Origin of the sequence: Streptomyces sp. NBC_00271, assembly GCF_036178845.1 — a bacterium.
GTDB lineage: Bacteria > Actinomycetota > Actinomycetes > Streptomycetales > Streptomycetaceae > Streptomyces.
In genome coordinates this window covers 4,312,399-4,333,804 of sequence record NZ_CP108070.1, presented here as the reverse complement: position 1 = coordinate 4,333,804, position 21,406 = coordinate 4,312,399, and the positions used below count along the sequence as shown (strand labels likewise).

24 protein-coding genes are annotated in these 21,406 nt (G+C 70.2%); 11 read left to right on the top strand and 13 right to left on the bottom strand.

All coding sequences use genetic code 11. The features are described 5' to 3' along the window. Nucleotides 1–85 precede the first annotated feature (85 nt). Nucleotides 86–934: an ABC transporter permease gene (locus OG798_RS20095; protein ID WP_328757433.1), complete on the bottom strand. Its 849-nt coding sequence runs from the start codon at nt 932–934 to the stop codon at nt 86–88. Next, on the bottom strand, nt 931–1,845 hold the full coding sequence (locus OG798_RS20090) for an ATP-binding cassette domain-containing protein (protein WP_328757432.1): 915 nt from the start codon (nt 1,843–1,845) through the stop codon (nt 931–933). Before OG798_RS20090 ends, OG798_RS20095 begins: the two co-directional genes overlap by 4 nt. A gap of 134 nt (nt 1,846–1,979) precedes the next feature. Here OG798_RS20090 and OG798_RS20085 point away from each other — a divergent pair, with 134 nt between their 5' ends. Together OG798_RS20085 and OG798_RS20080 are read left to right on the top strand one after the other, a co-directional pair. Next, complete coding sequence (locus OG798_RS20085) at nt 1,980–3,227, top strand: sensor histidine kinase (protein WP_328757431.1); 1,248 nt, start codon at nt 1,980–1,982, stop codon at nt 3,225–3,227. Beyond that, nucleotides 3,227–3,889 carry a response regulator gene (locus OG798_RS20080; protein ID WP_097225988.1) on the top strand — a complete coding sequence of 221 codons (663 nt, stop codon included), beginning with the start codon at nt 3,227–3,229 and terminating at the stop codon, nt 3,887–3,889. Before OG798_RS20085 ends, OG798_RS20080 begins: the two co-directional genes overlap by 1 nt. Before the next feature lie 30 nt (nt 3,890–3,919). Here OG798_RS20080 and OG798_RS20075 read toward each other — a convergent pair whose 3' ends face one another. Then, a complete protein-coding gene (locus OG798_RS20075; protein ID WP_328757430.1) occupies nt 3,920–6,166 on the bottom strand; it encodes a protein kinase domain-containing protein in 2,247 nt (748 codons plus the stop codon). A gap of 422 nt (nt 6,167–6,588) precedes the next feature. Here OG798_RS20075 and OG798_RS20070 point away from each other — a divergent pair, with 422 nt between their 5' ends. Then, nucleotides 6,589–6,816: a hypothetical protein gene (locus OG798_RS20070; RefSeq protein ID WP_261684592.1), complete on the top strand. Its 228-nt coding sequence runs from the start codon at nt 6,589–6,591 to the stop codon at nt 6,814–6,816. 18 nt (nt 6,817–6,834) lie between these two features. On the opposite strand, the gene OG798_RS20065 is transcribed toward OG798_RS20070, so the two are convergent. Then, complete coding sequence (locus tag OG798_RS20065) at nt 6,835–7,239, bottom strand: twitching motility protein PilT (protein WP_220788872.1); 405 nt, start codon at nt 7,237–7,239, stop codon at nt 6,835–6,837. Beyond that, nucleotides 7,236–7,505, bottom strand: a complete 270-nt coding sequence (locus OG798_RS20060) for a CopG family transcriptional regulator (RefSeq protein ID WP_095854769.1) — start codon at nt 7,503–7,505, stop codon at nt 7,236–7,238. Before OG798_RS20060 ends, OG798_RS20065 begins: the two co-directional genes overlap by 4 nt. A gap of 112 nt (nt 7,506–7,617) precedes the next feature. Between OG798_RS20060 and recO the strand changes: the two genes are divergently transcribed. From recO to OG798_RS20045, 3 genes are all read left to right on the top strand, one after another. Next, complete coding sequence (gene recO / locus OG798_RS20055) at nt 7,618–8,364, top strand: DNA repair protein RecO (protein ID WP_054235479.1); 747 nt, start codon at nt 7,618–7,620, stop codon at nt 8,362–8,364. Nucleotides 8,365–8,386: 22 nt separating this feature from the next. Continuing rightward, nucleotides 8,387–9,232: an isoprenyl transferase gene (locus OG798_RS20050; RefSeq protein ID WP_095854770.1), complete on the top strand. Its 846-nt coding sequence runs from the start codon at nt 8,387–8,389 to the stop codon at nt 9,230–9,232. 74 nt (nt 9,233–9,306) lie between these two features. Continuing rightward, nucleotides 9,307–9,867: a YcxB family protein gene (locus OG798_RS20045; protein ID WP_328757428.1), complete on the top strand. Its 561-nt coding sequence runs from the start codon at nt 9,307–9,309 to the stop codon at nt 9,865–9,867. Nucleotides 9,868–9,879: 12 nt separating this feature from the next. On the opposite strand, the gene OG798_RS20040 is transcribed toward OG798_RS20045, so the two are convergent. From OG798_RS20040 to OG798_RS20025, 4 genes are read right to left on the bottom strand one after another with little or no spacing between them, the layout of a single operon-like run. Continuing rightward, nucleotides 9,880–10,305: a Fur family transcriptional regulator gene (locus tag OG798_RS20040; protein ID WP_095854772.1), complete on the bottom strand. Its 426-nt coding sequence runs from the start codon at nt 10,303–10,305 to the stop codon at nt 9,880–9,882. A gap of 58 nt (nt 10,306–10,363) precedes the next feature. After that, complete coding sequence (locus OG798_RS20035) at nt 10,364–11,266, bottom strand: metal ABC transporter permease (RefSeq protein ID WP_067369819.1); 903 nt, start codon at nt 11,264–11,266, stop codon at nt 10,364–10,366. Between the two features lie 16 nt (nt 11,267–11,282). Beyond that, entirely contained in the window at nt 11,283–12,050 is a 768-nt protein-coding gene (locus tag OG798_RS20030; protein WP_054235483.1) for a metal ABC transporter ATP-binding protein, read from the bottom strand. A gap of 28 nt (nt 12,051–12,078) precedes the next feature. Beyond that, a complete protein-coding gene (locus tag OG798_RS20025; protein WP_095854773.1) occupies nt 12,079–13,059 on the bottom strand; it encodes a metal ABC transporter substrate-binding protein in 981 nt (326 codons plus the stop codon). A gap of 191 nt (nt 13,060–13,250) precedes the next feature. Here OG798_RS20025 and OG798_RS20020 point away from each other — a divergent pair, with 191 nt between their 5' ends. Further along, entirely contained in the window at nt 13,251–14,633 is a 1,383-nt protein-coding gene (locus OG798_RS20020) for a glycine--tRNA ligase (RefSeq protein ID WP_060901977.1), read from the top strand. A 190-nt stretch (nt 14,634–14,823) separates the two neighbouring features. Here OG798_RS20020 and OG798_RS20015 read toward each other — a convergent pair whose 3' ends face one another. Both OG798_RS20015 and OG798_RS20010 read right to left on the bottom strand, forming a co-directional pair. Continuing rightward, nucleotides 14,824–15,468 carry a GNAT family N-acetyltransferase gene (locus tag OG798_RS20015; RefSeq protein WP_095854774.1) on the bottom strand — a complete coding sequence of 215 codons (645 nt, stop codon included), beginning with the start codon at nt 15,466–15,468 and terminating at the stop codon, nt 14,824–14,826. 118 nt (nt 15,469–15,586) lie between these two features. Next, a complete protein-coding gene (locus tag OG798_RS20010) occupies nt 15,587–16,429 on the bottom strand; it encodes an oxidoreductase (RefSeq protein WP_095854775.1) in 843 nt (280 codons plus the stop codon). Nucleotides 16,430–16,555: 126 nt separating this feature from the next. Between OG798_RS20010 and OG798_RS20005 the strand changes: the two genes are divergently transcribed. Then, the gene (locus tag OG798_RS20005) at nt 16,556–17,134 is read left to right on the top strand and encodes a TetR/AcrR family transcriptional regulator (protein WP_257039461.1); all 579 of its coding nucleotides are present in this window, start codon (nt 16,556–16,558) and stop codon (nt 17,132–17,134) included. An 86-nt stretch (nt 17,135–17,220) separates the two neighbouring features. Here the strand turns inward: OG798_RS20005 and OG798_RS20000 are convergent, their stop codons facing one another. Beyond that, nucleotides 17,221–18,273, bottom strand: a complete 1,053-nt coding sequence (locus OG798_RS20000) for a chitinase (protein WP_328757426.1) — start codon at nt 18,271–18,273, stop codon at nt 17,221–17,223. A gap of 271 nt (nt 18,274–18,544) precedes the next feature. Between OG798_RS20000 and OG798_RS19995 the strand changes: the two genes are divergently transcribed. Both OG798_RS19995 and OG798_RS19990 read left to right on the top strand, forming a co-directional pair. Then, on the top strand, nt 18,545–19,549 hold the full coding sequence (locus tag OG798_RS19995; RefSeq protein ID WP_267061719.1) for an aldo/keto reductase: 1,005 nt from the start codon (nt 18,545–18,547) through the stop codon (nt 19,547–19,549). 26 nt (nt 19,550–19,575) lie between these two features. Then, the gene (locus tag OG798_RS19990) at nt 19,576–20,181 is read left to right on the top strand and encodes a TetR/AcrR family transcriptional regulator (protein WP_095854779.1); all 606 of its coding nucleotides are present in this window, start codon (nt 19,576–19,578) and stop codon (nt 20,179–20,181) included. Between the two features lie 72 nt (nt 20,182–20,253). Here OG798_RS19990 and OG798_RS19985 read toward each other — a convergent pair whose 3' ends face one another. After that, nucleotides 20,254–20,460 carry a hypothetical protein gene (locus OG798_RS19985; RefSeq protein WP_054235491.1) on the bottom strand — a complete coding sequence of 69 codons (207 nt, stop codon included), beginning with the start codon at nt 20,458–20,460 and terminating at the stop codon, nt 20,254–20,256. A 197-nt stretch (nt 20,461–20,657) separates the two neighbouring features. Between OG798_RS19985 and OG798_RS19980 the strand changes: the two genes are divergently transcribed. After that, the gene (locus tag OG798_RS19980) at nt 20,658–21,392 is read left to right on the top strand and encodes a transporter substrate-binding domain-containing protein (protein ID WP_121416194.1); all 735 of its coding nucleotides are present in this window, start codon (nt 20,658–20,660) and stop codon (nt 21,390–21,392) included. Nucleotides 21,393–21,406 lie beyond the last annotated feature (14 nt).

Genomic DNA, 21,406 nt, shown 5'->3' with positions numbered 1-21,406 from the left:
GTGATGCCGTACGGCGTTGTGTGCGTGGGGTGCACAGTACGGCCGCCCACTGACAATCCCGTACGCGGCCGTCCCGTACGACCCCTCACACGTCCCGGCGGTCCACCGCCACCACGACGATCACCGCCGACACCACCGCCCACGCCCCCAGTACCACCCAACTGCCCGTCACCGTCGCCCCGTAGCGGGGGAGCCGGGTGAAGGGATCGTGGCCGTAGGCGATGTCGGTCAGCCGCGTCCAGGCGTTGACGGGCATGGCGTGCCGCACGGCGGCCGTCCAGCGGTAGCGGTCGGTGATGAAGCTGGGGACGAGGAGCAGGACGGCGGTGACGGCGACCATCGTGCTCGCGCTGTGCCGGATCAGGGCCCCCAAGGCCATGCCCGCCAGCGCGCAGACCGGGGCGAGCAGCGCGGAGGCGACGACCACGCGCAGGGCACCGAAGTGGGTGATCGACACGGCGGCGTGACGGCTGGTGAGGATCGCCTGCGTCGAGGCGAAGGAGGCACTCGCGACGCACGCGCCGTACAGCGTCATGACCGCCGTCACCACCACGACCTTCGCCGCCATCAGGGCACGCCGGTCCGGGACGGCGGCGAGGGTCGTACGGATCAGGCCCGTCGAGTACTCCCCGACGACCGTGATCGCGCCGATGCTCGCCGCCGCGAGGACCAGGATCAGTGCCGATCCGTCGGTGAAGGCGTCACGCAAGGCCAACTTCCATGCGACGGAGCGTATTTGGGGGTTGAAGCGCGGATAGTCGTGCGCGTGCACCCGTGCCGCGTTGGCGTTGAAGCCGACGACGACGAGGGCGCCCGCGCCGAGCGCCCAGTAGGTCGAGCGCAGGGAACGGAGTTTGATCCACTCGGCGGCGAGAAGATCGGTGAACCGCGCGGCGGGGTGTGCGGGAGCGGGGGTGAGGGCGAGAGTGGTCATCGGGCGTCTCCGGCGAGGAACTCGGTGCTCTCGGCGGTCAGTTCCATGAAGGCGGCCTCCAGGGACGCGGCCTGCGGGGACAGTTCCTCGAGCAGGATCCGGTGGTGGAGGGCGAGTTCACCGATGCGTGCCGCGCTCGGGCCCGTCACCTTGAGGGTCCGGTCGTCGTACGGCGCCACCGCCGCGCCCTCCTCGGACAGCACGGCCGTGAGCTTCGCGAGGTCCGGCGTCCGCACGGTCACCGTCGGCCGGGTGCCGCGCGCCGCGAACGCGGTCACGCTCTCCGCGGCGATCAGCTCACCCCGGCCGATGACGATCAGCTCGTCCGCGGTGTGCTCCATCTCGGACATCAGATGGCTGGAGACGAAGACGGTACGCCCCTCGGCGGCGAGCCCGCGAAACAGCTTCCGTACCCACAACACACCTTCCGGATCGAGCCCGTTGAGGGGTTCGTCGAAGAGCAGCACCGGAGGTTCGCCGAGCAGCGCGGTGGCGATGCCGAGCCGCTGCCGCATGCCCAGCGAGAACCCGTCGACCCGGCGCCGCGCCGCCGCCCCCGCGAGCCCCACCTCCTCCAGCACCTCGTCCACCCGGCTCCGGGGGATGCGATTGCTCCGCGCCAGCGCCTCCAGATGGGCCCGCGCGCCGCGCCCGCCGTGCACGTCGCCCGCGTCGAGCAGCGCGCCCACGTGCCGCAACCCGCGCCGATGACGCCGGAACGGCTGCCCGTCGATCGTCGCGCTCCCGCCGGTCGGGCCGATCAGCCCGAGGAGCATGCGCAGCGTCGTGGTCTTGCCCGCGCCGTTCGGGCCGAGGAACCCGGTGACGTGCCCCGGGCGCACCTGGAACGTCAGATTTCGTACGGCGCTGGTGTCGCCGTACCGTTTGGTCAGTTCGTTGACTTCGATCACACCGACCACCGTCTCGTCGGCGCCCCGCCCCGCGGTATCGCCCCGTGGCCGACACTCTCCCCGGCCGGTGTCGACCAGGGGTGTACGTCCCCGGACCGATGCCCCTTCACGGCCCGCGTGCCTACGATCGCCGCATGCATGCCATGCCGCTCCCGCCCCGCCTCAAGCTCGTGCCGCCCGGTGCCTGGGTGGCCCTGGCCTGGAGCGCGAGCACGGCGTTCACCTTCCTCGCCCGCGTACGACTCCCCGGTGAGGAGGCAGCCAACGAGCTTGCCGCCACCCAGTTCTACCGCTGGGACGGTCTGGTGGTCCTGACCATCGCCTGCGCCCTGGCGCTGCTCGGCAGCATGTGGTTGCACCGACGGCCGCTCGGGGCCCTCGCCCTGCTCCTGACGGCCGCCGCCTTCCTCACCACCAACCTGGCCGCGGTGGCGATCCAACTGGCCCAGTTCCTCGCCGTCGACCTCGCCCTCTACTTCATCGCGGCCGGCCGCCCCCGCCGCACCGGAGTCGCCGCCCTCTGCACGGCGCTCGCCGTCCTGGTGGGCTGGGAGTCCCTACGGCTGCTGCGCGGGTGGGGCATCGGCACGCTGGAAGAGCTGACCGTGGCGCTGACGGCCGTCGTCGCCTGGCTCCTCGGCGACGCCTCGCACCGCACCCGCGAGTACGGCGAGACGCTTCGCGCCCGGGCCGCCACCCAGGCGGTCACCGACGAACGCCTGCGCATCGCCCGCGAGATGCACGACATGGTCGCCCACAGCATCGGCATCATCGCCCTGCAGGCCGGGGCGGCGGCCCGCGTCGTCCACACCCAGCCGGATGCCGCCCGCGAGGCGATGACGGCGGTGGAGACGGCCGGACGGGAGACCCTGTCGGGGCTGCGCCGGATGCTGGTCGCCCTGCGCCATGCGGACCAGGACCGGCACCGGGCCCGGGCCGCCGCCGAGGCCGACCGGTTGCACCCGGCCGAGGGCCTTGCGGACCTCGACCGCCTGGCCGCCGCGACAACGGCGGCGGGCGTCCGGGTCGACGTCCACTGGAAGGGCGCGCGCCGCCAACTCCCCCCGGACATCGACCTCTCCGTCTTCCGGATCGTCCAGGAGTCGATCACGAACGTCGTACGCCACGCGGCGACGCCCGCCTGCCGGGTGACGGTCGACTACCTGGAGGAGCACGTGGCCGTCGAGGTCACTGATGACGGCCGGGGCCGGGGTGGCACCACCGACACCGGTTTCGGCCTGGTCGGGATGCGTGAGCGCGTGGCCCTGCTGCACGGCGAGTTCACGGCGGGCCCCCGTCCCGAGGGCGGCTTCCGGGTGACGGCCCGCCTGCCGGTCCCGGGGACCGCGGCGACGGTGACCGCGGCGACGGTGGCCGCGTGATGCCGATCCGTGTCGTCCTCGCCGACGACCAGCAGCTGATCCGCACGGCCCTGCGGATGGTCATCGCCGACATCGAGGACGTGGAGGTGGTGGGGGAGGCCGCGGACGGCGAGGAGGCGGTGACCCGCGCCGAGGAACTCCGGCCCGACGTCGTGGTGATGGACATCCGCATGCCCGGCGTGGACGGCATCGAGGCGACCCGCCGGATCACGACGGGCGCGGGCGAGTCGAGGGTCGTGGTCCTGACCACCTTTGACGACGACGACTACGTGTACGGGGCTTTGCGCGCGGGCGCGTCGGGGTTCCTGGTCAAGGACATGGCCATGGACGACATCATCGGTGCCATACGGGTCGTGGCGGCCGGCGACGCCCTCATCGCCCCCAGCGTCACCCGCCGCCTGATCCAGGACTTCACCTCCGCGCGCTCCTTCGAGCCCGCGCGGCCACGCCGCGACCTGACCGCGATCACGGACCGCGAGCGCGAGGTCCTCACCCTGGTCGGCACGGGCCTGTCCAACGCCGAGATAGCCGAACGGCTCTTCATCAGCGTCGCCACGGCGAAGACGTACCTGACCCGCCTGCTGTCCAAGCTGGACGCACGGGACCGGGTCCAGCTGGTCATCATCGCGTACGAGGCGGGGTTGGTGTCCGTGACCCGGTGAACCGGCGAAGCGGTCGGCCGACGACGTGGGTCACTTCCCGGTCGCGGCCGGCTTCGGTGTGGCCTTGGGGCGGTCCGGGCGTACGGAGAAGGCCGTGTCGCCCGCCACGGCCACGATCGCGTCCTTCACGAGCAGCAGGCTCGGGACCGTGGTCTCCGGCGAGTTCCCCGGGTTGTCCAGCTTGTCCGTGTTGCACCGCGCGGCGCCGGTCGCGCGGTCGAGCGCGAGCAGTCGGCCGTAGCGGTTGGCGAGGAAGAGGTCGTCGTACGTCGTCGACAGCACCGGCTTCGACAGATTCTCGATCTGCGTCTCACGCTGCCAGAGCCGGGCGCCGTCGGTCACCCTGACCGCGGTGACGGTCCCGTCGGGCCGGACGAAGTACACGACGCCGTCGAGGAGGGTGACCGAGCCGCGCGGGGGGCCCGCCAGGGGGATCCGGACGAGGGCGCCGCTGGTCGGGTTCACCCTCAGCAGGCTCGAGTACGGGGTGTCCGCGTTGTCGGCGAACTCGTCCTCCGCCGCATTCCGTGGCACCGCGAACAGCGGCTGCCCGCCCGTGGTGCCCAGCGGCACCACCCCGTGGGGCAGCTTGGCGAGGTCGTGCGCCGTGCCGTCGGCCGGGTCGAGGCGCACCAGGCCGGTCGGGCCCGTGTCGGAGTTCTGCTGCGTGCACAGGCCGTAGGGGATGCCGCCCAGGGCCAGCGGGGAGCAGGAGTTGGTCACCGACGACCTCGCCGGTGTCCGCCACAGATCCTTGCCCGTCCGGGCGTCGAAGGCGACGAACTCCGTCCCGTCCTCCCCGTCGTCCGACTTCGCGAGGATGCCGCCGTCGAACAGGACGGCGGGCCGGACCTCGTTGATCGGGCGGTACCAGAGCCGTTTTCCGGTGCCGGCGGAGAGGGCGACCAGTCGCCAGGTCTCGCGCACGTTCAGGCCCGGCTTCTCGTAGGTGTACACGATCCCGTCCCGGACGCCGAGCGGCAGCGTGGTCTGCGGGGTGTGGCCGGCCCGCCACTCGACGCGGCCGGAGGCGGCGTCGAGCTTGGCGACCGTGAAGCCGGACCCCGCGCAGTACAGGGAGGAGCCGCCGGACAGGCAGCCGGACTCCGAGCCGCTGACGGAGATGTCCGCGTACGCCTTGTCCGGGGCCTGGGTGAGGTTCGCGCGCCAGGGCTTCCAGCCGGCGGGGAGCGCCGCGGCGGGAGAAGCGGCGGCGCGGGACGCGGTCGTCCGCCCGCCGGGGGTGCCCTCGGTGCTCTTCGGGCGCGCCACCAGGTAGTACACCGACGCGGTCACCGCCGTGACGGCCAGGGCCGCGCCGAGAGCGACGAGGAGGCGTACCCGGCGACCGCGGCGGCCGGAGCCGGTCGAGGTCGTCGTGTCACCGTGCCTCCGGGCGGCCCTGCGGCCTCCCACGACGGTCGAGGGGCCCGACGGCGCCGGAGTGGCAGGGGCGGTCGCCACGTCCGGCAGGTCCCTGAACAGTCGGTGCAGCTCGGTGAGGTCGGGCCGGGCGGTCGCGTCCTTGTCCAGGCAGCGTTCGGCGATGCTCCTGAGAGGCTCCGGTACGCCGTCCAGGGTCGGCTGCTCGTGCACCACCTGATAGCCCGTCATGTACGGGCTGCCGCCGTCGAAGGGACGGTTGCCGGTGGCCGCGTACACCAGCAGCGAGCCCAGCGAGAACACGTCCGAGGCGGCGGTGACGTCCCGGGGCGAGGCGAACTGCTCCGGGGACATGAAGGGCGGGGTACCGATCAGCCGCCCCGTCACGGTGAGGGCCTGGTTGTCGGCGGCGCGCGAGATACCGAAGTCGATGACGCGCGGACCGTCCTCGGCCAGCAGGACGTTGCTCGGCTTCAGATCCCGGTGCACCACACCGGCCTGGTGGATGTCCCGCAGCGCCTCGACGAGCCCCAACGCCAGTGTGCGCAGCGCGTGCCCGCTCAACGGGCCCTCCTTCGCCACGATTTCGGACAGCGTCCGGCCCGGCACGTACAGCGTCGCCATCCACGGCACTTCGGCGTCCGGATCGGCGTCCACCACGGGAGCGGTGAACGCTCCGCTCACCCGGCGGGCCGCCGAGATCTCCTGCCGGAAGCGGACGCGGAACTCCTCGTCCTGCGCGTACTGCGCGTGTACGACCTTGACCGCGACCTGCCGTCCCGAGGCGGAACGTCCCAGGTAGACGACGCCCATGCCACCGCTGCCGAGCCGGTCGACGAGCGTGTAGCCGCCTATCGACCCGATGGACTCCGATTCCCCGGTGCTCAGCGGCATGGCCGGTCACCTTTCCCAAATCCCCTGTGTCGCACGCCTGTTCTGCGGCATCACACTAGTGCCTGCGTCACTCGAACACCGGCGAGGTCGGCTGACCTGGGGTGGGGGGAGCGCACCTACGGCGCGCCGAACTTGTAGGGACGGACTCCTGCCGAGTGTAGATGCGGAGCGTCACTTTGGAGATGCGAAGAGTGAAACTCGGCAGGTCGGGGGAGCAGGGTGAAGGCACTGCACGCGGCGCTCTGCGTCGAAGAGGCGGAGGTAACGGTGAAGGAATTACGGGCGGCACTGGAGAGGGCCGGAATTACGTCGCCGTCGCTCCGGATCGATCCGGCGAGTTCGGCGCGCGAGGCATCTTGTCCGCGTGTCGAACGGGGCGGCTGCTCCATCGAGGTCGCGACCCGGCACGCGGTGGCGCCGTGGTGAGGCCGCCGACGGAGCCGCCGATCGGCTCGTTCGTCGTCGACACGCACACAGGGAGGGTGGGCATGGTGATGGGACACGAGGGACCGTACGTACAGCTGAGACCGCTGGGTGGGGGCAAGGAGTGGGACTGCGCGCCGGACGCCGTTCGGCGGGCCACCGCGGCGGAGCGGCTCAGCGCGGCCACGGCGTGTGCGAACGCACGCAGCCGCGGTGAGGTTCCGTGAGCGCTGGTTCGGCCGGCGTCAGTGCAACGGAGCGACCTCGGCACGCTTGCCCGCGGGACCGAGTCGGTCCAGGAGGTGCTGGATGTCTCCGGGGTCCGACGTGACAATCACGCCACCGAGGTCCGCCGCCAGCACCGCGACGGTGCCGTCGACCGGGTCCGACGTGGCGGCCTGTCCCAAGAGCGCCCCCACCCTCCTGGCGAGTGCGTGATCGAGTACGGGGACCTCGCAGCCGTTGAGGATCCGGGCCAACTGGGCCTGGCGGGCGCCATCCCGCCAGGCCTGCGCCACGACCGGTGCGGGTGCCAGGGGCAGGCCGCCCGCGGTGAGGTAGGAGCGGTGGGCTCGCCAGAAAGCGGCGTGGTTCCGTTCCGCGGCGATCAGTGCCCCGGCGTCATAGACCACGGGCCTGAGCACGTTCACGCGGCACCCTGCGACTGCTCGGCCGTGGGCGTGGGCTGAGTCACGCGGTTCATGAAATCGTCGACCCATGCCTGCTCGTCCGGCGTGGGTGGATCGACGTATGCCATGGCCTCCTCCGCCGCGGCCAGCCCGGCTTCGATCTTCGCCGCGTGTTCGGCGGCACGCGAAAGCCAGGCGGAGACACTCAGGCCTTCGCGCTCGGCGGCCGACTTGACCGCGTCGAGCGTCTCGCTCGGGATGGTGATGGTGACTCGCTCCAGGCTCATACCGAGAGTCTTACCGACGTGAGCGGTCGGCCGCCAGGCGAGTCGGCCATCTTCACCGGCAAGAAGTACGGCACCCGCCGGTGCACGCCCTTGCGTACGCGAGAATGGCCCCATGAGTCTGTTCCGCGACGACGGCATCGTGCTGCGCACCCAGAAGCTGGGTGAGGCGGACCGGATCATCACGCTGCTCACCCGCGGTCACGGCCGCGTACGGGCCGTGGCCCGTGGTGTACGGCGGACCAAGTCGAAGTTCGGGGCGCGGCTCGAACCCTTCTCACACGTGGACGTGCAGTTCTTCGCGCGGGGGAGCGAGCTGATCGGGCGCGGCCTTCCGCTGTGCACGCAGAGCGAGACGATCGCTCCGTACGGCGGCGGGATCGTGACGGACTACGCGCGCTACACCGCCGGTACGGCCATGCTCGAAACCGCCGAGCGGTTCACCGATCACGAGGGGGAGCCCGCCGTGCAGCAGTATCTGCTGCTCGTCGGCGGGCTGCGCACCCTCGCCCGGGGCGAGCACGAGCCGCACCTCGTCCTCGACGCCTTCCTGCTGCGCTCCCTCGCCGTGAACGGCTACGCGCCCAGCTTCAGCGCCTGCGCGAAGTGCGGGATGCCGGGACCGAATCGGTTCTTCTCGGTCGCGGCGGGAGGTTCCGTCTGCGTGGACTGCCGGGTGCCCGGCAGCGTCGTACCCTCGGCGGGGGCCCTCGAACTGCTCGGCGCGCTGCTGACGGGAGACTGGGAGACCGCGGACGCGTGCGAGCCGCGGTATGTCCGGGAGGGCAGCGGGCTGGTGTCGGCCTATCTGCACTGGCATCTGGAGCGCGGGCTGCGCTCACTCCGGTACGTGGAAAAGTAAGACTGAGGGAGACGAGAAGCACATGGTCGTACGCGGGATCCTGGGACGCCAGCGCCGCGAGTACAGGACGCCGGAACCGCACCCGTCCGGAGCCGTCGCGCCCAAGCTCCCCGGTGAGCTGATCCCGAACCACGTGGCGATCGTGATGGACGGGAACGGGCGCTGGGCGAAGGAGCGCGGGCTGCCGCGTACCGAGGGGCACAAGGTCGGCGCCGAGCGCGTCCTCGACGTGCTGCAGGGCGCGATCGAGATGGGGGTCGGCGCCATCTCGCTGTACGCCTTCTCCACCGAGAACTGGAAGCGCTCGCCCGACGAGGTGCGCTTCCTGATGAACTTCAACCGCGACTTCATCCGCAAGACCCGCGACCAGCTCGACGAACTCGGCATCCGGGTCCGCTGGGTGGGCCGGATGCCCAAGCTGTGGAAGTCGGTGGCCAAGGAGCTCCAGATCGCCCAGGAGCAGACCAAGGACAACAACCGGCTGACGTTGTACTTCTGCATGAACTACGGCGGTCGCGCCGAAATCACCGACGCCGCGCAGGCCTTGGCTCAGGACATCAAGGACGGCCGGCTCGACCCGTCGAAGGTCACCGAGAAGACCTTCGCGAAGTACCTCTACTACCCGGACATGCCCGACGTGGACCTGTTCCTGCGGCCGAGCGGCGAGCAGCGCACCTCCAACTACCTGCTCTGGCAGAGCGCCTACGCCGAGATGGTCTTCCAGAACGTGCTGTGGCCGGACTTCGACCGGCGCGACCTGTGGCGGGCGTGCGTCGAGTTCGCCCAGCGCGACCGCCGCTTCGGCGGCGCCGTCCCGAACGAGCAACTGCTCGCGATGGAGCAGGGCATGCGGGGCGACGGCTCGTAGCACCTGCTGCCTGGGGCGTTGTCCGAACCTGACGTTACGATCACGGCTCATCACCACCGCACTGGGGAGGGGCCGTGGTCGAGGACCAGGGTGCTGCGCAGCAGCAGGAATTGCAGGGGCAGGGGTACGGGGCGGATGCCGTCGAGCTGGAGTACCGGCCGGCCGTCGGGGAGTACACCTCGGCGCTGAGCGCGCGAAGACGTGTCAGCCGGGCGAGCCGGATCCAGCTCGGGTTGGTCGGCGTCGTGGCCGTCTTCGTCGCCCTGGAGGGTGTGGTCGCGCTGGCCGGCGGCGAGGTGCCGGTGTTCCTGCTGGTCTGGATGGTCTTCAGCGCGCTCCTGATCGGGTTCACGCCCTGGCTCCAGGCCCGTCACGTGTACCGCATCTCGGAGCGGCACGGCACCTTCCGGGTGAGGGTGACGGACGCCGGGGTGTCGGTGACCACCGACAACACGACGGCGTCGGTCAACTGGGCCGCCCAGCCCCGCTACCGCGAGAAGCCGGACATCTTCGTCCTGTTCAGCGCCGACAAGAACGCCGCCTGCTTCACCGTGCTGCCCAAGCGCGCCGCCCGGACCCCCGCGGACGTGGAGAGGTTGCGGGCGATCCTCGACCGCAACCTGACACGCGTCTGACGCGCTCGGGGTTCAGCCCTTCGCCGCCGCGCACTGCGCGCAGTCCGCGCAGGTGCCGAAGATCTCCACCGTGTGCGCGACGTTCACATAGCCGTACTCCACCGCGATCGCCTCCGCCCACTTCTCGACGGCCGGGCCCTCGACCTCGACCGCCTTGCCGCAGACGCGGCAGACGAGGTGGTGGTGGTGCTCGCCGGTGGAGCAGCGGCGGTAGACGGACTCGCCGTCGGAGGTACGCAGTACGTCGACCTCGCCGGCGTCGGCGAGGGACTGCAGCGTGCGGTACACGGTGGTGAGTCCGACGGAGTCACCCTTGTGCTTGAGCATGTCGTGGAGCTCCTGCGCACTGCGGAACTCGTCCACCTCGTCGAGTGCCGCCGCCACGGCGGCACGCTGCCGGGTGGAACGGCCCCGAACGGGCGATCCAGCGGTTGTCACCGTTGCCTCCTCACGTCTGCCCTTGCCCGGCCATTGTGCCAGCCCGGACTGTGCGTGGTCAGACGCCGACCTTGCGTTCCGGGCCGCGGGTGGCCGGAATTGCGCACTCCGCGGGGTCTCCGGCCCCCTGCGCGGCGGCCAGGGCCCGGGCACGGCGCCGGGCCAGCGGGGTCGCCAGCGCGGTGAGCACGATGAACGCGCCGATGGTCAGCAACACGATCGTCGCACCGGGCGGCACGTCCTGGTAGTACGACGTCACGGTGCCGCCGATCGTCACGCTCACCCCGATGGCCACCGCGATCGCGAAGGTGGCGGCGAAGCTGCGGCTGAGCTGCTGGGCCGCGGCCACCGGGACCACCATCAGCGCGCTGACCAGGAGCAGGCCGACCACCCGCATCGCGACCGTCACGGTGACGGCGGCGGTGACGGCGGTGAGCAGGTTCAGGGCACGCACCGGCAGGCCCGTCACCCGCGCGAACTCCTCGTCCTGGCTGACCGCGAACAGCTGTCGGCGCAGGCCCAGGGTGACCAGGACCACGAAGGCCGCGAGTACGCAGATCGCCGTCACGTCGGACTCGGAGACCGTGGACAGGGAGCCGAAGAGGTACGAGGTCAGGTTGGCGTTGGACCCGCCCGGCGCGAGGTTGATGAACATCACGCCGCCCGCCATACCGCCGTAGAAGAGCATGGCGAGCGCGATGTCGCCGCGCGTCTTGCCGTACCAGCGGATCAGCTCCATGATCACGGCGCCGAGGACCGAGACGGCCGTCGCCATCCACACCGGGTTGGTGGAGAGCAGGAAGCCGAGGCCGACACCGGTCATCGCCACATGGCCGATGCCGTCGCCCATCAGGGCCTGGCGGCGCTGGACGAGGTAGATGCCGACAGCGGGCGCGGTGATGCCCACCAGGACGGCGGCGAGCAGCGCCCGCTGCATGAAGTCGTAGTTCAGGATGTCCATCAGCTCTGCGGTCCCATCAGCTCAGCAGTCCCGTCCGGATCGGTTCGGCGTCGTGAGCCGCGTGCGGGTGTACGTGGTCGTGGCCGGGCAGCGCGTGCTGGCCGACCGCCCGCGGGGGCGGGCCGTCGTGCAGGACGCAGCCGTCGCGCAGGACGACCGCGCGGTCGATCAGTGGCTCCAGGGGGCCCAGCTCGTGCAGGACGAGCAGGACGGTGGTGCCCGCCGCGACCTGCTCGCGCAGGGTCCGGGCCAGCACCTCCTGGCTCGCGAGGTCGACGCCCGCCATCGGCTCGTCCATGATCAGCAGCTCGGGTTCGGAGGCGAGGGCGCGGGCGATCAGGACGCGCTGGTGCTGGCCGCCCGACAGGGCGTTCACCGAGTCCTTGGCGCGGTCCGCCATGCCGACGAGCTCCAGGGCGTGCCGTACGGCCTCGTGGTCGGCCTTGCGCAGCACGCCGAAGCGGGCACGGGAGAGCCGGCCGGAGGCGACGATCTCGGTCACCGTGGCGGGCACGCCGCCCGCGGCGGTCGTGCGCTGCGGCACGTACCCCACCCGCTTCCAGTCGCGGAAGCGGCGCCGCGGGGTGCCGAAGATCTCTATCTCGCCGCCGCTGACCGGGACCTGGCCGATGACGCTGCGGATGGCCGTCGACTTGCCGGAGCCGTTGGCGCCGAGCAGCGCGACGACCTCACCGCGGTGCACGGTGAGGTCGATGCCGCGCAGGACGGGGCGCGAACCCAGCTCGGCGGTCACGCCGCGCAGGGATATGACGGGCTCGCTCACGCTCTCCTCCTGGAACTCGGACTGGGTGTCACTTGGCGCCCAACGCCGTTCGCAGCGCCTTCAGGTTCGACTCCATGACCTGGAAGTAGTCGCTGCCCCTGGACTTGCCGGTGATGCCCTCGATCGGGTCGAGGACGTCCGTCTTCAGGTTCGCGTCGCCGGCGATGGTCTTGGCGGTCTTGTCGCTGACGAGCGTCTCGTAGAAGACCGTCGAGACGCCGTCGGCCTTCGCCATCTTCTCAAGGTCCTTCACGCGGTTCGCGCTGGGCTCCGACTCCGGGTCCAGACCGTTGATGGCCTCCTCGGTGAGGCCGTAGCGCTCGGCGAGGTAGCCGAAGGCGGCGTGCGTGGTGATGAAGACCTTGGTCCTGGTGTTCGTCAGCCCGGTCTTGTACTGGGTGTCGAGATCGGCGAACTTCTTCCGCAGCGCCGCCATGTTCCTGTCGTAGTCCGCGGCGTGCTTCGGGTCGGCCTTCTTGAGCGCCTTGGCGACCCCTTCGGCGACCTGGCCGTACCTCACCGGGTCGAGCCAGATGTGCGGGTCGGCGGAGCCGCTCTCCTCGCCCTTGGAGGTGTCGTGCGAGGCCGCGTGCCCGCCGACCTCGTTGCCGTGCTTCTCCAGGGTCGTCAGCGACGCGGCGTCGATCTTGGTCTTGACCTCGGACTGCGCCACGGCGTCGTCGACGGCCGGCTGCAGGTTCTTGAGGTAGACGACGGCGTCCGCCGACTGGAGCTGCGCGGTCTGCCGGGCGCTGATCTCCAGGTCGTGCGGCTCCTGACCGGGCTGGGTCAGGCTCGTGACGTGCACGTGCGTCCCGCCGATCTGCTCGGCGAGGTACTGCATGGGGTAGAACGACGCCACGATGTCGAGCTTCCCGTCGCTCCTGCCGTCGGCCGCCGTGGAAGCCGAGCAGCCGGTGAGGGCGCCGAGGCCGACGGCGGTGGCTGCCAGGACCGCGGGCCCGGCAGTGCTTATTCGAGAAGCGGCGAGGCGCCGTCGTACGTTCATGACAGTCATTTTCAACAAACCTGGAAACGATTGTCAACAAGCCCTCGGTAAGCCCTAGGTAAACGAGGCGGCGAATGAGCCGGTACGGGGCACGATGGGGCGAGGTGTCCCCGAACCGATTTGATACGAGGGTGGGCGGCGCCGGTAACCTGAATCATTCGCTGCCGTCCGTTCGTAATGAAGAGAGCACCGTGGCCGCCGACAAGATCGACACCATCGTCAGCCTGAGCAAGCGCCGTGGCTTCGTTTTCCCCAGTAGTGAGATCTACGGCGGACAGCGTGCCGCCTGGGACTACGGCCCGCTCGGCGTCGAGCTCAAGGAGAACATCAAGCGTCAGTGGTGGCGCTACATGGTCACCTCCCGCGAGGACGTCGTCGGTATCGACTCGTCGGTGATCCTGGCGACCGAGGTCTGGGTCGCGTCGGGGCATGTCGCCACCTTCACCGACCCGCTCACCGAGTGCACCTCCTGCCACAAGCGCTACCGCGCCGACCACCTGGAGGAGGCCTACGAGGCGAAGCACGGCCGCCTCCCGGAGAACGGCCTCGCCGACCTCAACTGCCCCAACTGCGGCAACAAGGGCACGTTCACCGAGCCCAAGCAGTTCTCGGGCCTGCTCACCACCCACCTCGGCCCCACGCAGGACAGCGGCTCCGTCGCCTACCTGCGCCCCGAGACGGCCCAGGGCATCTTCACCAACTTCGCCCAGGTCCAGCAGACCTCGCGCCGCAAGCCGCCCTTCGGCATCGCGCAGATGGGCAAGTCCTTCCGCAACGAGATCACGCCCGGCAACTTCATCTTCCGCACCCGCGAGTTCGAGCAGATGGAGATGGAGTTCTTCGTCAAGCCGGGCGAGGACGAGAAGTGGCAGGAGTACTGGATGCAGGAGCGCTGGAACTGGTACACCGGCCTCGGTCTGCGCGAAGAGAACATGCGCTGGTTCGAGCACCCCAAGGAGAAGCTCTCCCACTACTCCAAGCGCACCGCCGACATCGAGTACCGCTTCAGCTTCGGCGGCAACGAGTGGGGTGAGCTGGAGGGCGTCGCCAACCGCACCGACTACGACCTCGGCGCGCACTCCAAGGCCTCCGGCCAGGACCTCTCCTACTTCGACCAGGAGGCCGGCGAGCGCTGGACTCCGTACGTCATCGAGCCCGCCGCCGGTGTCGGCCGCGCGATGCTGGCGTTCCTCCTGGACGCCTACGTCGAGGACGAGGCCCCCAACGCCAAGGGCAAGATGGAGAAGCGCACGGTGCTGCGCCTCGACCCGCGCCTCGCGCCGGTCAAGGTCGCCGTCCTCCCGCTCTCCCGCAACCCCGAGCTGTCCCCGAAGGCCAAGGGCCTCGCCACGGCCCTGCGCCAGCACTGGAACATCGACTTCGACGACGCGGGCGCCATCGGCCGCCGCTACCGTCGCCAGGACGAGATCGGCACCCCGTTCTGCGTCACGGTCGACTTCGACACCCTCGACGACAACGCCGTCACGGTGCGCGAGCGCGACTCGATGAAGCAGGAGCGCGTCTCCCTCGACCAGATCGAGGGCTACCTGGCCGCGCGCCTGATCGGCTGCTGACCTGGCTTGTCCGTGAAAGGCCCCCGGTTCCCGTGATGCGGGAACCGGGGGCCTTTTCGGATCGCCGGACACTCCGCGCCACCTCGGCACCGGCCTCGGCCTCGGCACCGGCCCCGGGCTGATCCGAAAGCCCGGCCCTGGCGGCCGGACAGGTCCCAGTGGTTTGAGTCCAAGGAATCCCTGGCCCAGGTCACTGGCCGGTGATCAGCACGTCCCAGGACCGGGGGCGGGTGAACTCCTGCCACTCGTCCCGGAGCAGGGCCAGCACCGCGACGTCGTATCGGCGGCCCCGGTGCAGGCAGGCGGAGCGGCGCACCCCCTCCTGAACGAACCCTGCCCTGGCCAGGACGCCGAGGGCCCCTGTATTGGTGGTGTGGGTGACCGCCTGGACGCGGTGCATGGGTAGTTCACCGAAGGCGAGGTCGACCAGCGCGTCAACGGCGTCCGTGCCATGACCCCGGCCCCGGTGATCGGGGTCCAGAAGCAGCATGATCTCGGCTGTGCCGTCAACCATGTCCTGGTCCGTCAGGGCGATGTGGCCGATCGGCGTGCCGTCGGGGAGCAGGACGAGGAAGTCGTCGCGGTCGTGCTCGTCGCGGTCGCGCTCGATGCGCTCGCGCACGGCAGAAAGGGAACGCGGCCATATGCCGATTTCATGGGCGGCCACGGGGTCGGAACGCCACACATGGATCAGCTCCGCGTCGTCGACGTCGAGCGGCGCGAAGGCGACGCCCCTACCCCGCCAGCAAACCTCCCGAGGCGATGCCGCCTCCCCGCTCTCCCCTTGCTCCCCGGCGACGCGCCCGTCCACAACCCCTGCCCCGTCCTCGATCATGGCCGGAGGCTACCGACCACAGGGACCGGTGGACCAGTCATTTCAGTCCCCGGCCGGCCTGCTGCGGGTGGAGAGAACCACCGAGGAGTCTCTGACCCGGGCAGTGGTCGGACAGGTCCTAGTGGCGAGCGCCGGTCGGGGTGCCCATGGCGCGGGCGACGAGCGCGTCGTAGGCGCGGTCGGGCAGGGCGCGGCGCAGGAAGATGAGAGGCCTGGCCCCGAAACCGACGGCGTAACGGGTCCTGGGGCGGCGAGCCGTGACGGCCTTGGCGACGGTGTCGGCGATGACCGAGGGCGGGGAGCTGCGCCGGGCGGTGCTCTCGGAGCCCAGGGACTCGGCCATCGCGTCGGCCTGCACGGCGTACGCGGTGTCGCCGGAGGTCTTGCGCAGGTTGTCCGCGGCGATACCGCCCCACTCCGTCCTGATGGCTCCGGGCTCGACGATGACCACGTCGACGCCGAACGGCTTGAGCTCCATGCGCAGGCAGTCGCTGAGCCCTTCGAGGGCGAACTTCGTTCCGTGGTACCAACCGCCCAGCGGGGTGTGGATCTTGCCGCCCATGGACGAGATGTTGACGATCGTGCCGCTCCGCTGCGCCCGCATGTGCGGCAGTACGAGCTGGATCAGACGGGCGGCGCCGAAGATGTTGACCTCGAACTGGGCCCGCGCCTCATCCAGCGGTACGTCCTCGATGGCCCCGTAGGACCCGTACCCCGCGTTGTTCACCAGGACGTCGATACGACCCGATTCGGCGATGATCCCGTCGACACCCGCCTGCATCGAGGCGGTGTCGGTGACGTCCATGGGCAGGACGTGGACGCCTGCCTCGGCGAGCCGGGACATCCGTTCCACCCGGCGGGCAGCGCCGTACACGGTGTATCCGAGCTCCTGGAGCTTGAGTGCGGTGACTTCACCGATACCGGAGGAGGCACCGGTGACCAGGGCGACCTTGCTGGACATGGGGCAAACCTTTGAGTCGGCCCCTCGCGGGGCGGGGAACGCCAGGTAAAGATGAACCATGGCTCACCTTCATCATGAACCATGGTTCACTTTCCTGCAAACGAACCGCATAGGCTTGACCCCTCGATGAGACTGGAGGGCACGATGACCCAGGCCCGGCCGCTGCGCGCCGACGCGGTCCGCAACCGCAAGAAGATCCTCGACGCGGCGCATCTGCTGATCACGCGGCACGGCCCCGAGGTGCCCATGGACGCGATCGCCGAGGCTGCCGGGGTGGCGGTGGGCACGCTCTACCGGCACTACCCCACGAAGACCGATCTCGTCGGCGCGGTCCTGTCCCGGCATGTCGAGCGGATGACCCTCGTCGTGGAGGAGGCGGCGGATCGCGTACGGGCGGGGGAGCACGCCATGACCGAGCTCACCGCGCTCGTCTCCCGCGTCATCGAGGCCGCGGCCCAGGACCACGCGGTGAAGGCCGCCGCGCAGGGAGTCGGCGCCTCGTACGCGCCCGAGAACGACACGCGTGCGGCCGCCGCACTGACCGAGCTCATCACCGCCGGCCAGGCGGACGGTGACCTCCACGCGGACGTCACCGTCGCCGACTTCTACCTCCTGCTGGCCACCGCTCCCCTCGAGCAGCCACGCGAGGTCCGCGAGCGCTGGCTCACCCTCATCCTTCCGGGCTTCACTGCGGGGGCGCGCTGAGAACCGCGACGGCGCGCTGAGAACTGCTGCGGTGGCGCGTGGGAAGTGGACTGCTCAGTGGACTGCTCCCCGGGCCGTCCCGGTTCTCAACGGCCCTGCAGCGCCTTGACGTTGTCGCCGAAGGTCCAGTTCTTCGAGCCGTCCCAGTTGATCGACCAGGTCATCAGGCCCTTGAGGCCGGTGCCGTAGTGCCGCCACGCCTGGGAGACCAGGCTCGGTGACATGTAGCCGCCGCCGGCGCCCGACTGGGCGGGCAGACCCGGGACCTGCTTGTCATAGGGCACCTTGATGGTGGTGCCCTGCACGACCAGCCCCTTGTTCAGGCAGTCGGTCTGCGCGGTGAAGCCCTGAACGGTGCCCGCGGAGTAGGAGTCGCCGGAGCATCCGTACATGCTGCCGTTGTAGTACTGCATGTTCAGCCACCACAGGCGCCCGTTGTCCGCGTACTTCTTGACGATCGGCAGATACGCGCCCCAGATCGAGGCGTACGTGACGCTGCCGCCCGTGACGTACGCGGTCTCCGGCGCCATGGTCAGCCCGAAGTTGGCCGGCATCTGCGACAGCACGCCGTCGATGATCCGGGTCAGGTTGGCCTGGGACGTGGAGAGTTGGCCGATGCTGCCACTGCCGACCAGGCCCGTCTCGATGTCGATGTCGATACCGTCGAAGTTGTACTTCTTCAGGATCGGCACGATCGTCGCGACGAACCTGTCCGCGACGGCGGAGGAACTGAGGTCGATGCCCGCCGCCGCCCCGCCGATCGACAGCAGGATCGTCTGCCCGGACGCCTTGGCCGCGCACATCTCCGCCGGCGTCGCGACCTTCACACCGGTGTCCATCCCGTCCTCCCACAGCGCCGTGCCGTCGGAGCGGATGACCGGGAACGCCGCGTTGATCACGTTGTAGCCGTGCGCGGCGATACGGGAGTCGGTGATCGGCGTCCATCCGAACGGCGGGTGCACTCCGTTGGAAGAGCCGTCCCAGTTCTCCCAGTAGCCCTGGAGAACCTTCCCGGACGGGCGGGACTTCACGGCGCAGGTGTCGGCGGCGGATGCGGTGGGGGCGGTGGCGACCGACAGTGGGGCGAGGACGGCTGCGGTGAGTGCGAGGACGAACAGGCGCAGCTTCCGACGGATCATGCGAGGCCTCCCGGTGGGGGGTGCGGTGAGGTGTCGTAGGCATGACAGTGCCCGCGGTCCAGACCTGTCGTCAATAGGTCTGGACCAAAGTGGGGTGGGAGGTGGCGGGTGACGGATGTCGGCTGACAGATGCCGGGTGACAGGTGACAGGTGACAGGTGACAGGTATCGGATGACAGATATCAGATAACAGATGACAGATATTGAAATCTGTCATCTGTCATGCCATCGTGAAAGGGCACCAATCCTCCAAGGGACACCAGGGAGTCCTCATGCAAACCCGCCCCCTCGGAACCACCGGCCCCCAGGTCTCCGCCCTCGGCCTCGGCTGCATGGGCATGTCCGCGCTGTACGGCGAGGCGGACCGGGCCGAGTCCATCGCGACCATCCACGCCGCCCTCGAGGCAGGCGTGACGCTCCTCGACACCGGCGACTTCTACGCCATGGGCCACAACGAGATGCTGATCGGCGAGGCCCTGCGCGCGGCTCCGGCGGCCCTGCGCGCGCAGGCGCTGACCAGCGTCAAGTTCGGCGCCCTGCGCGACCCGGACGGCGGCTGGTCCGGATACGACGGCCGGCCCGCCGCGGTGCGGAACTTCGCTGCGTACTCGCTGCAGCGCCTGGGCGTCGATCACATCGACGTGTACCGGATCGCGCGGCTCGACCCGAACGTCCCGATCGAGGAGACGGTCGGCGCGATCGCCGAGCTCGTGGAGAAGGGGCACGTCAGGCACATCGGCCTGAGCGAGGTCGGCGCCGAAACCATCCGCCGCGCCGCCGCCACCGCCCCCATCGCCGACCTCCAGATCGAGTACTCGCTGATCTCGCGCGGCATCGAGGACGAGGTCCTGCCGACCACCCGTGAGCTGGGCATCGGGATCACCGCGTACGGCGTGCTGTCCCGCGGACTGATCTCCGGCCACTTCACGGCCGACCGGCAGCTGGCCCCGACCGACTTCCGCTCCATGAGCCCCCGCTTCCAGGGCGAGAACCTCCAGCACAACCTCTCCCTCGTCGAGGCGCTGCGGAAGATCGCCGAGCAGAAGGGCGTCAGCGTGGCGCAGATCGCGATCGCGTGGGTGCTGTCGCGGGGCGAGGACATCGTGCCGCTGGTCGGCGCGCGGACCCGGGAGCGGCTGACGGAGGCGCTCGGCGCGCTGGACGTCACGCTCGACGACGCCGACCTCGCCGCGATCGAGCAGGCCGTGCCGGCGGACGCCGCCGCGGGCGACCGCTACCCGGCGGCGCAGATGTCGCATCTCGGCACCGACCGCTGACAGTGCCGCCAGGTACGGTTTTCGACATGGCACCGACCAGCGAAGCACTGACCGCCGAGCGCATCCTCGAGGCGACCGAGGAGGCGCTGCGCCGCCACGGCCCCGCGAAGGCCACCGTGGTGGACGTGGCCCGCGCGCTCGGCGTCAGCCACGGCAGCGTCTACCGTCACTTCCGTACGAAGGCGGCGCTGCGGGAGGCGGTCACGAAGCGCTGGCTGGACCGTACGTCGCAGATACTCGCGGAGATCGCCAGGCCGTCGTCCGCGCCACCCCCTGAGGTGCTCGAACACTGGCTGGCGACGCTGTTCACCGCCAAGCGGCACAAGGCGGGCGACGATCCCGAGCTGTTCGCCACGTACTCGGTGCTGCTGGACGAGGCGAGCGCGGTGGTCGAGGAGCACGTCGCCGAGCTGGTCGACCAGCTCTCGGAGATCATTCATCGCGGCGTGATGGAGGGCGACTTCATGACCGTGGACGGCGACTCCGTCGCGACGGCCCGCGCCGTCTTCCACGCCACGAACCGCTTCCACGACCCCGCTTACGCCCACGAGTGGGAACAGCCTGGCATCGAGGCCGAGTTCTCGACGGTCGTCACCCTCATCCTGCGCGGACTGCGCCGCCGAATCGACTGAATTCACGACCCCGACGGACTGGTGGTCCCGGCGGACTGGTGGTTCCGGCGAACCGGTGGTCCCGGTGGAGGGCTATCCCTCCGTCGGGTCCACCGTCGCCTGATGCGCCTCGGCGAGGTGCTCCTCCGCCTTCAGCCACGGCAGGAACTGCGCGCCCTTGCGCCAGCCGCAGGTGTCGCATCTGATCGTGCGCTGTACACCGGCGCGCTGGACATGGACGACGTGCTCGCGGCCGTGCTGGTCCCAGCGGCTTACCTTGCTCGTGTTGATCTGCAGCATGACACCTCCAGGTGTTACCGCTCCGCTTGCCCGGCAAGGCGTTGGCGGCAAGCCTTTCGCAGCAAGGAGTGTGCAGCATCGGGAAGATCAACGGGGGTTCTTCGGCCGCGAGTTCACCGCGTGGTCGTACGCGATCACGGTCCGTCGCCACCCGCCCACCCTCCGCGCTGCCGCACCCCCCGATCTAGACTCCGCTCATGACGACCGGAACTCCCGCCATCGCCAAGGACCTCGCGCCCCACGGCACCCTGCGGGCCTCGATCAACCTGGGCAATCCGGTGCTGGCTCAGGGCACACCGGCGGCTCCGGCCGGCATCACCGTCGACCTCGCGCGGGAGATCGCCGCCCGTCTCGACGTCCCCGTGGAACTCCTCTGCTTCGACGCGGCCCGCAAGTCGTACGAGGCGATGGCGGACGGCCGTGCCGACCTGTGCTTCCTGGCCGTCGAGCCCGCACGGGAGGCCGAGGTCGCGTTCACGGCGCCGTACGTCGTGATCGAGGGCGTGTACGCCGTCCCCCGCGACTCGGACCTCACGACCGTCGCCGAGGTCGACCGTCCCGGCGTTCGGATCGGTGTGAAGCGCGGGTCCGCCTACGACCTCTTCCTCTCCCGCACGCTTCGGCACGCGAGCGTGGTGCGCGGGGAGGACGGGGTCGAGGCGTTTCGGGCCGAGGGGCTGGAGGTCGCGGCCGGGATCAGGCAGCCGATGACCGAGTTCGTCGCGGCACACCCCGAACTCCGCCTGATCGAGGATCGGTTCATGCAGATCCGCCAAGCGGTCGGCACGACGAGGACCCGCCACCCCGAGACCGTCCGCTTCCTCCACGACCTCGTCGAGGAACTGAAGGCGAACGGTTTCGTCACGAACGCCCTACGCCGCGCCCACCAGTCGGAGATCCTGGCAGCCCCACCGACCCGCCCGGGGAGCTGACCTAGGATCGGCGC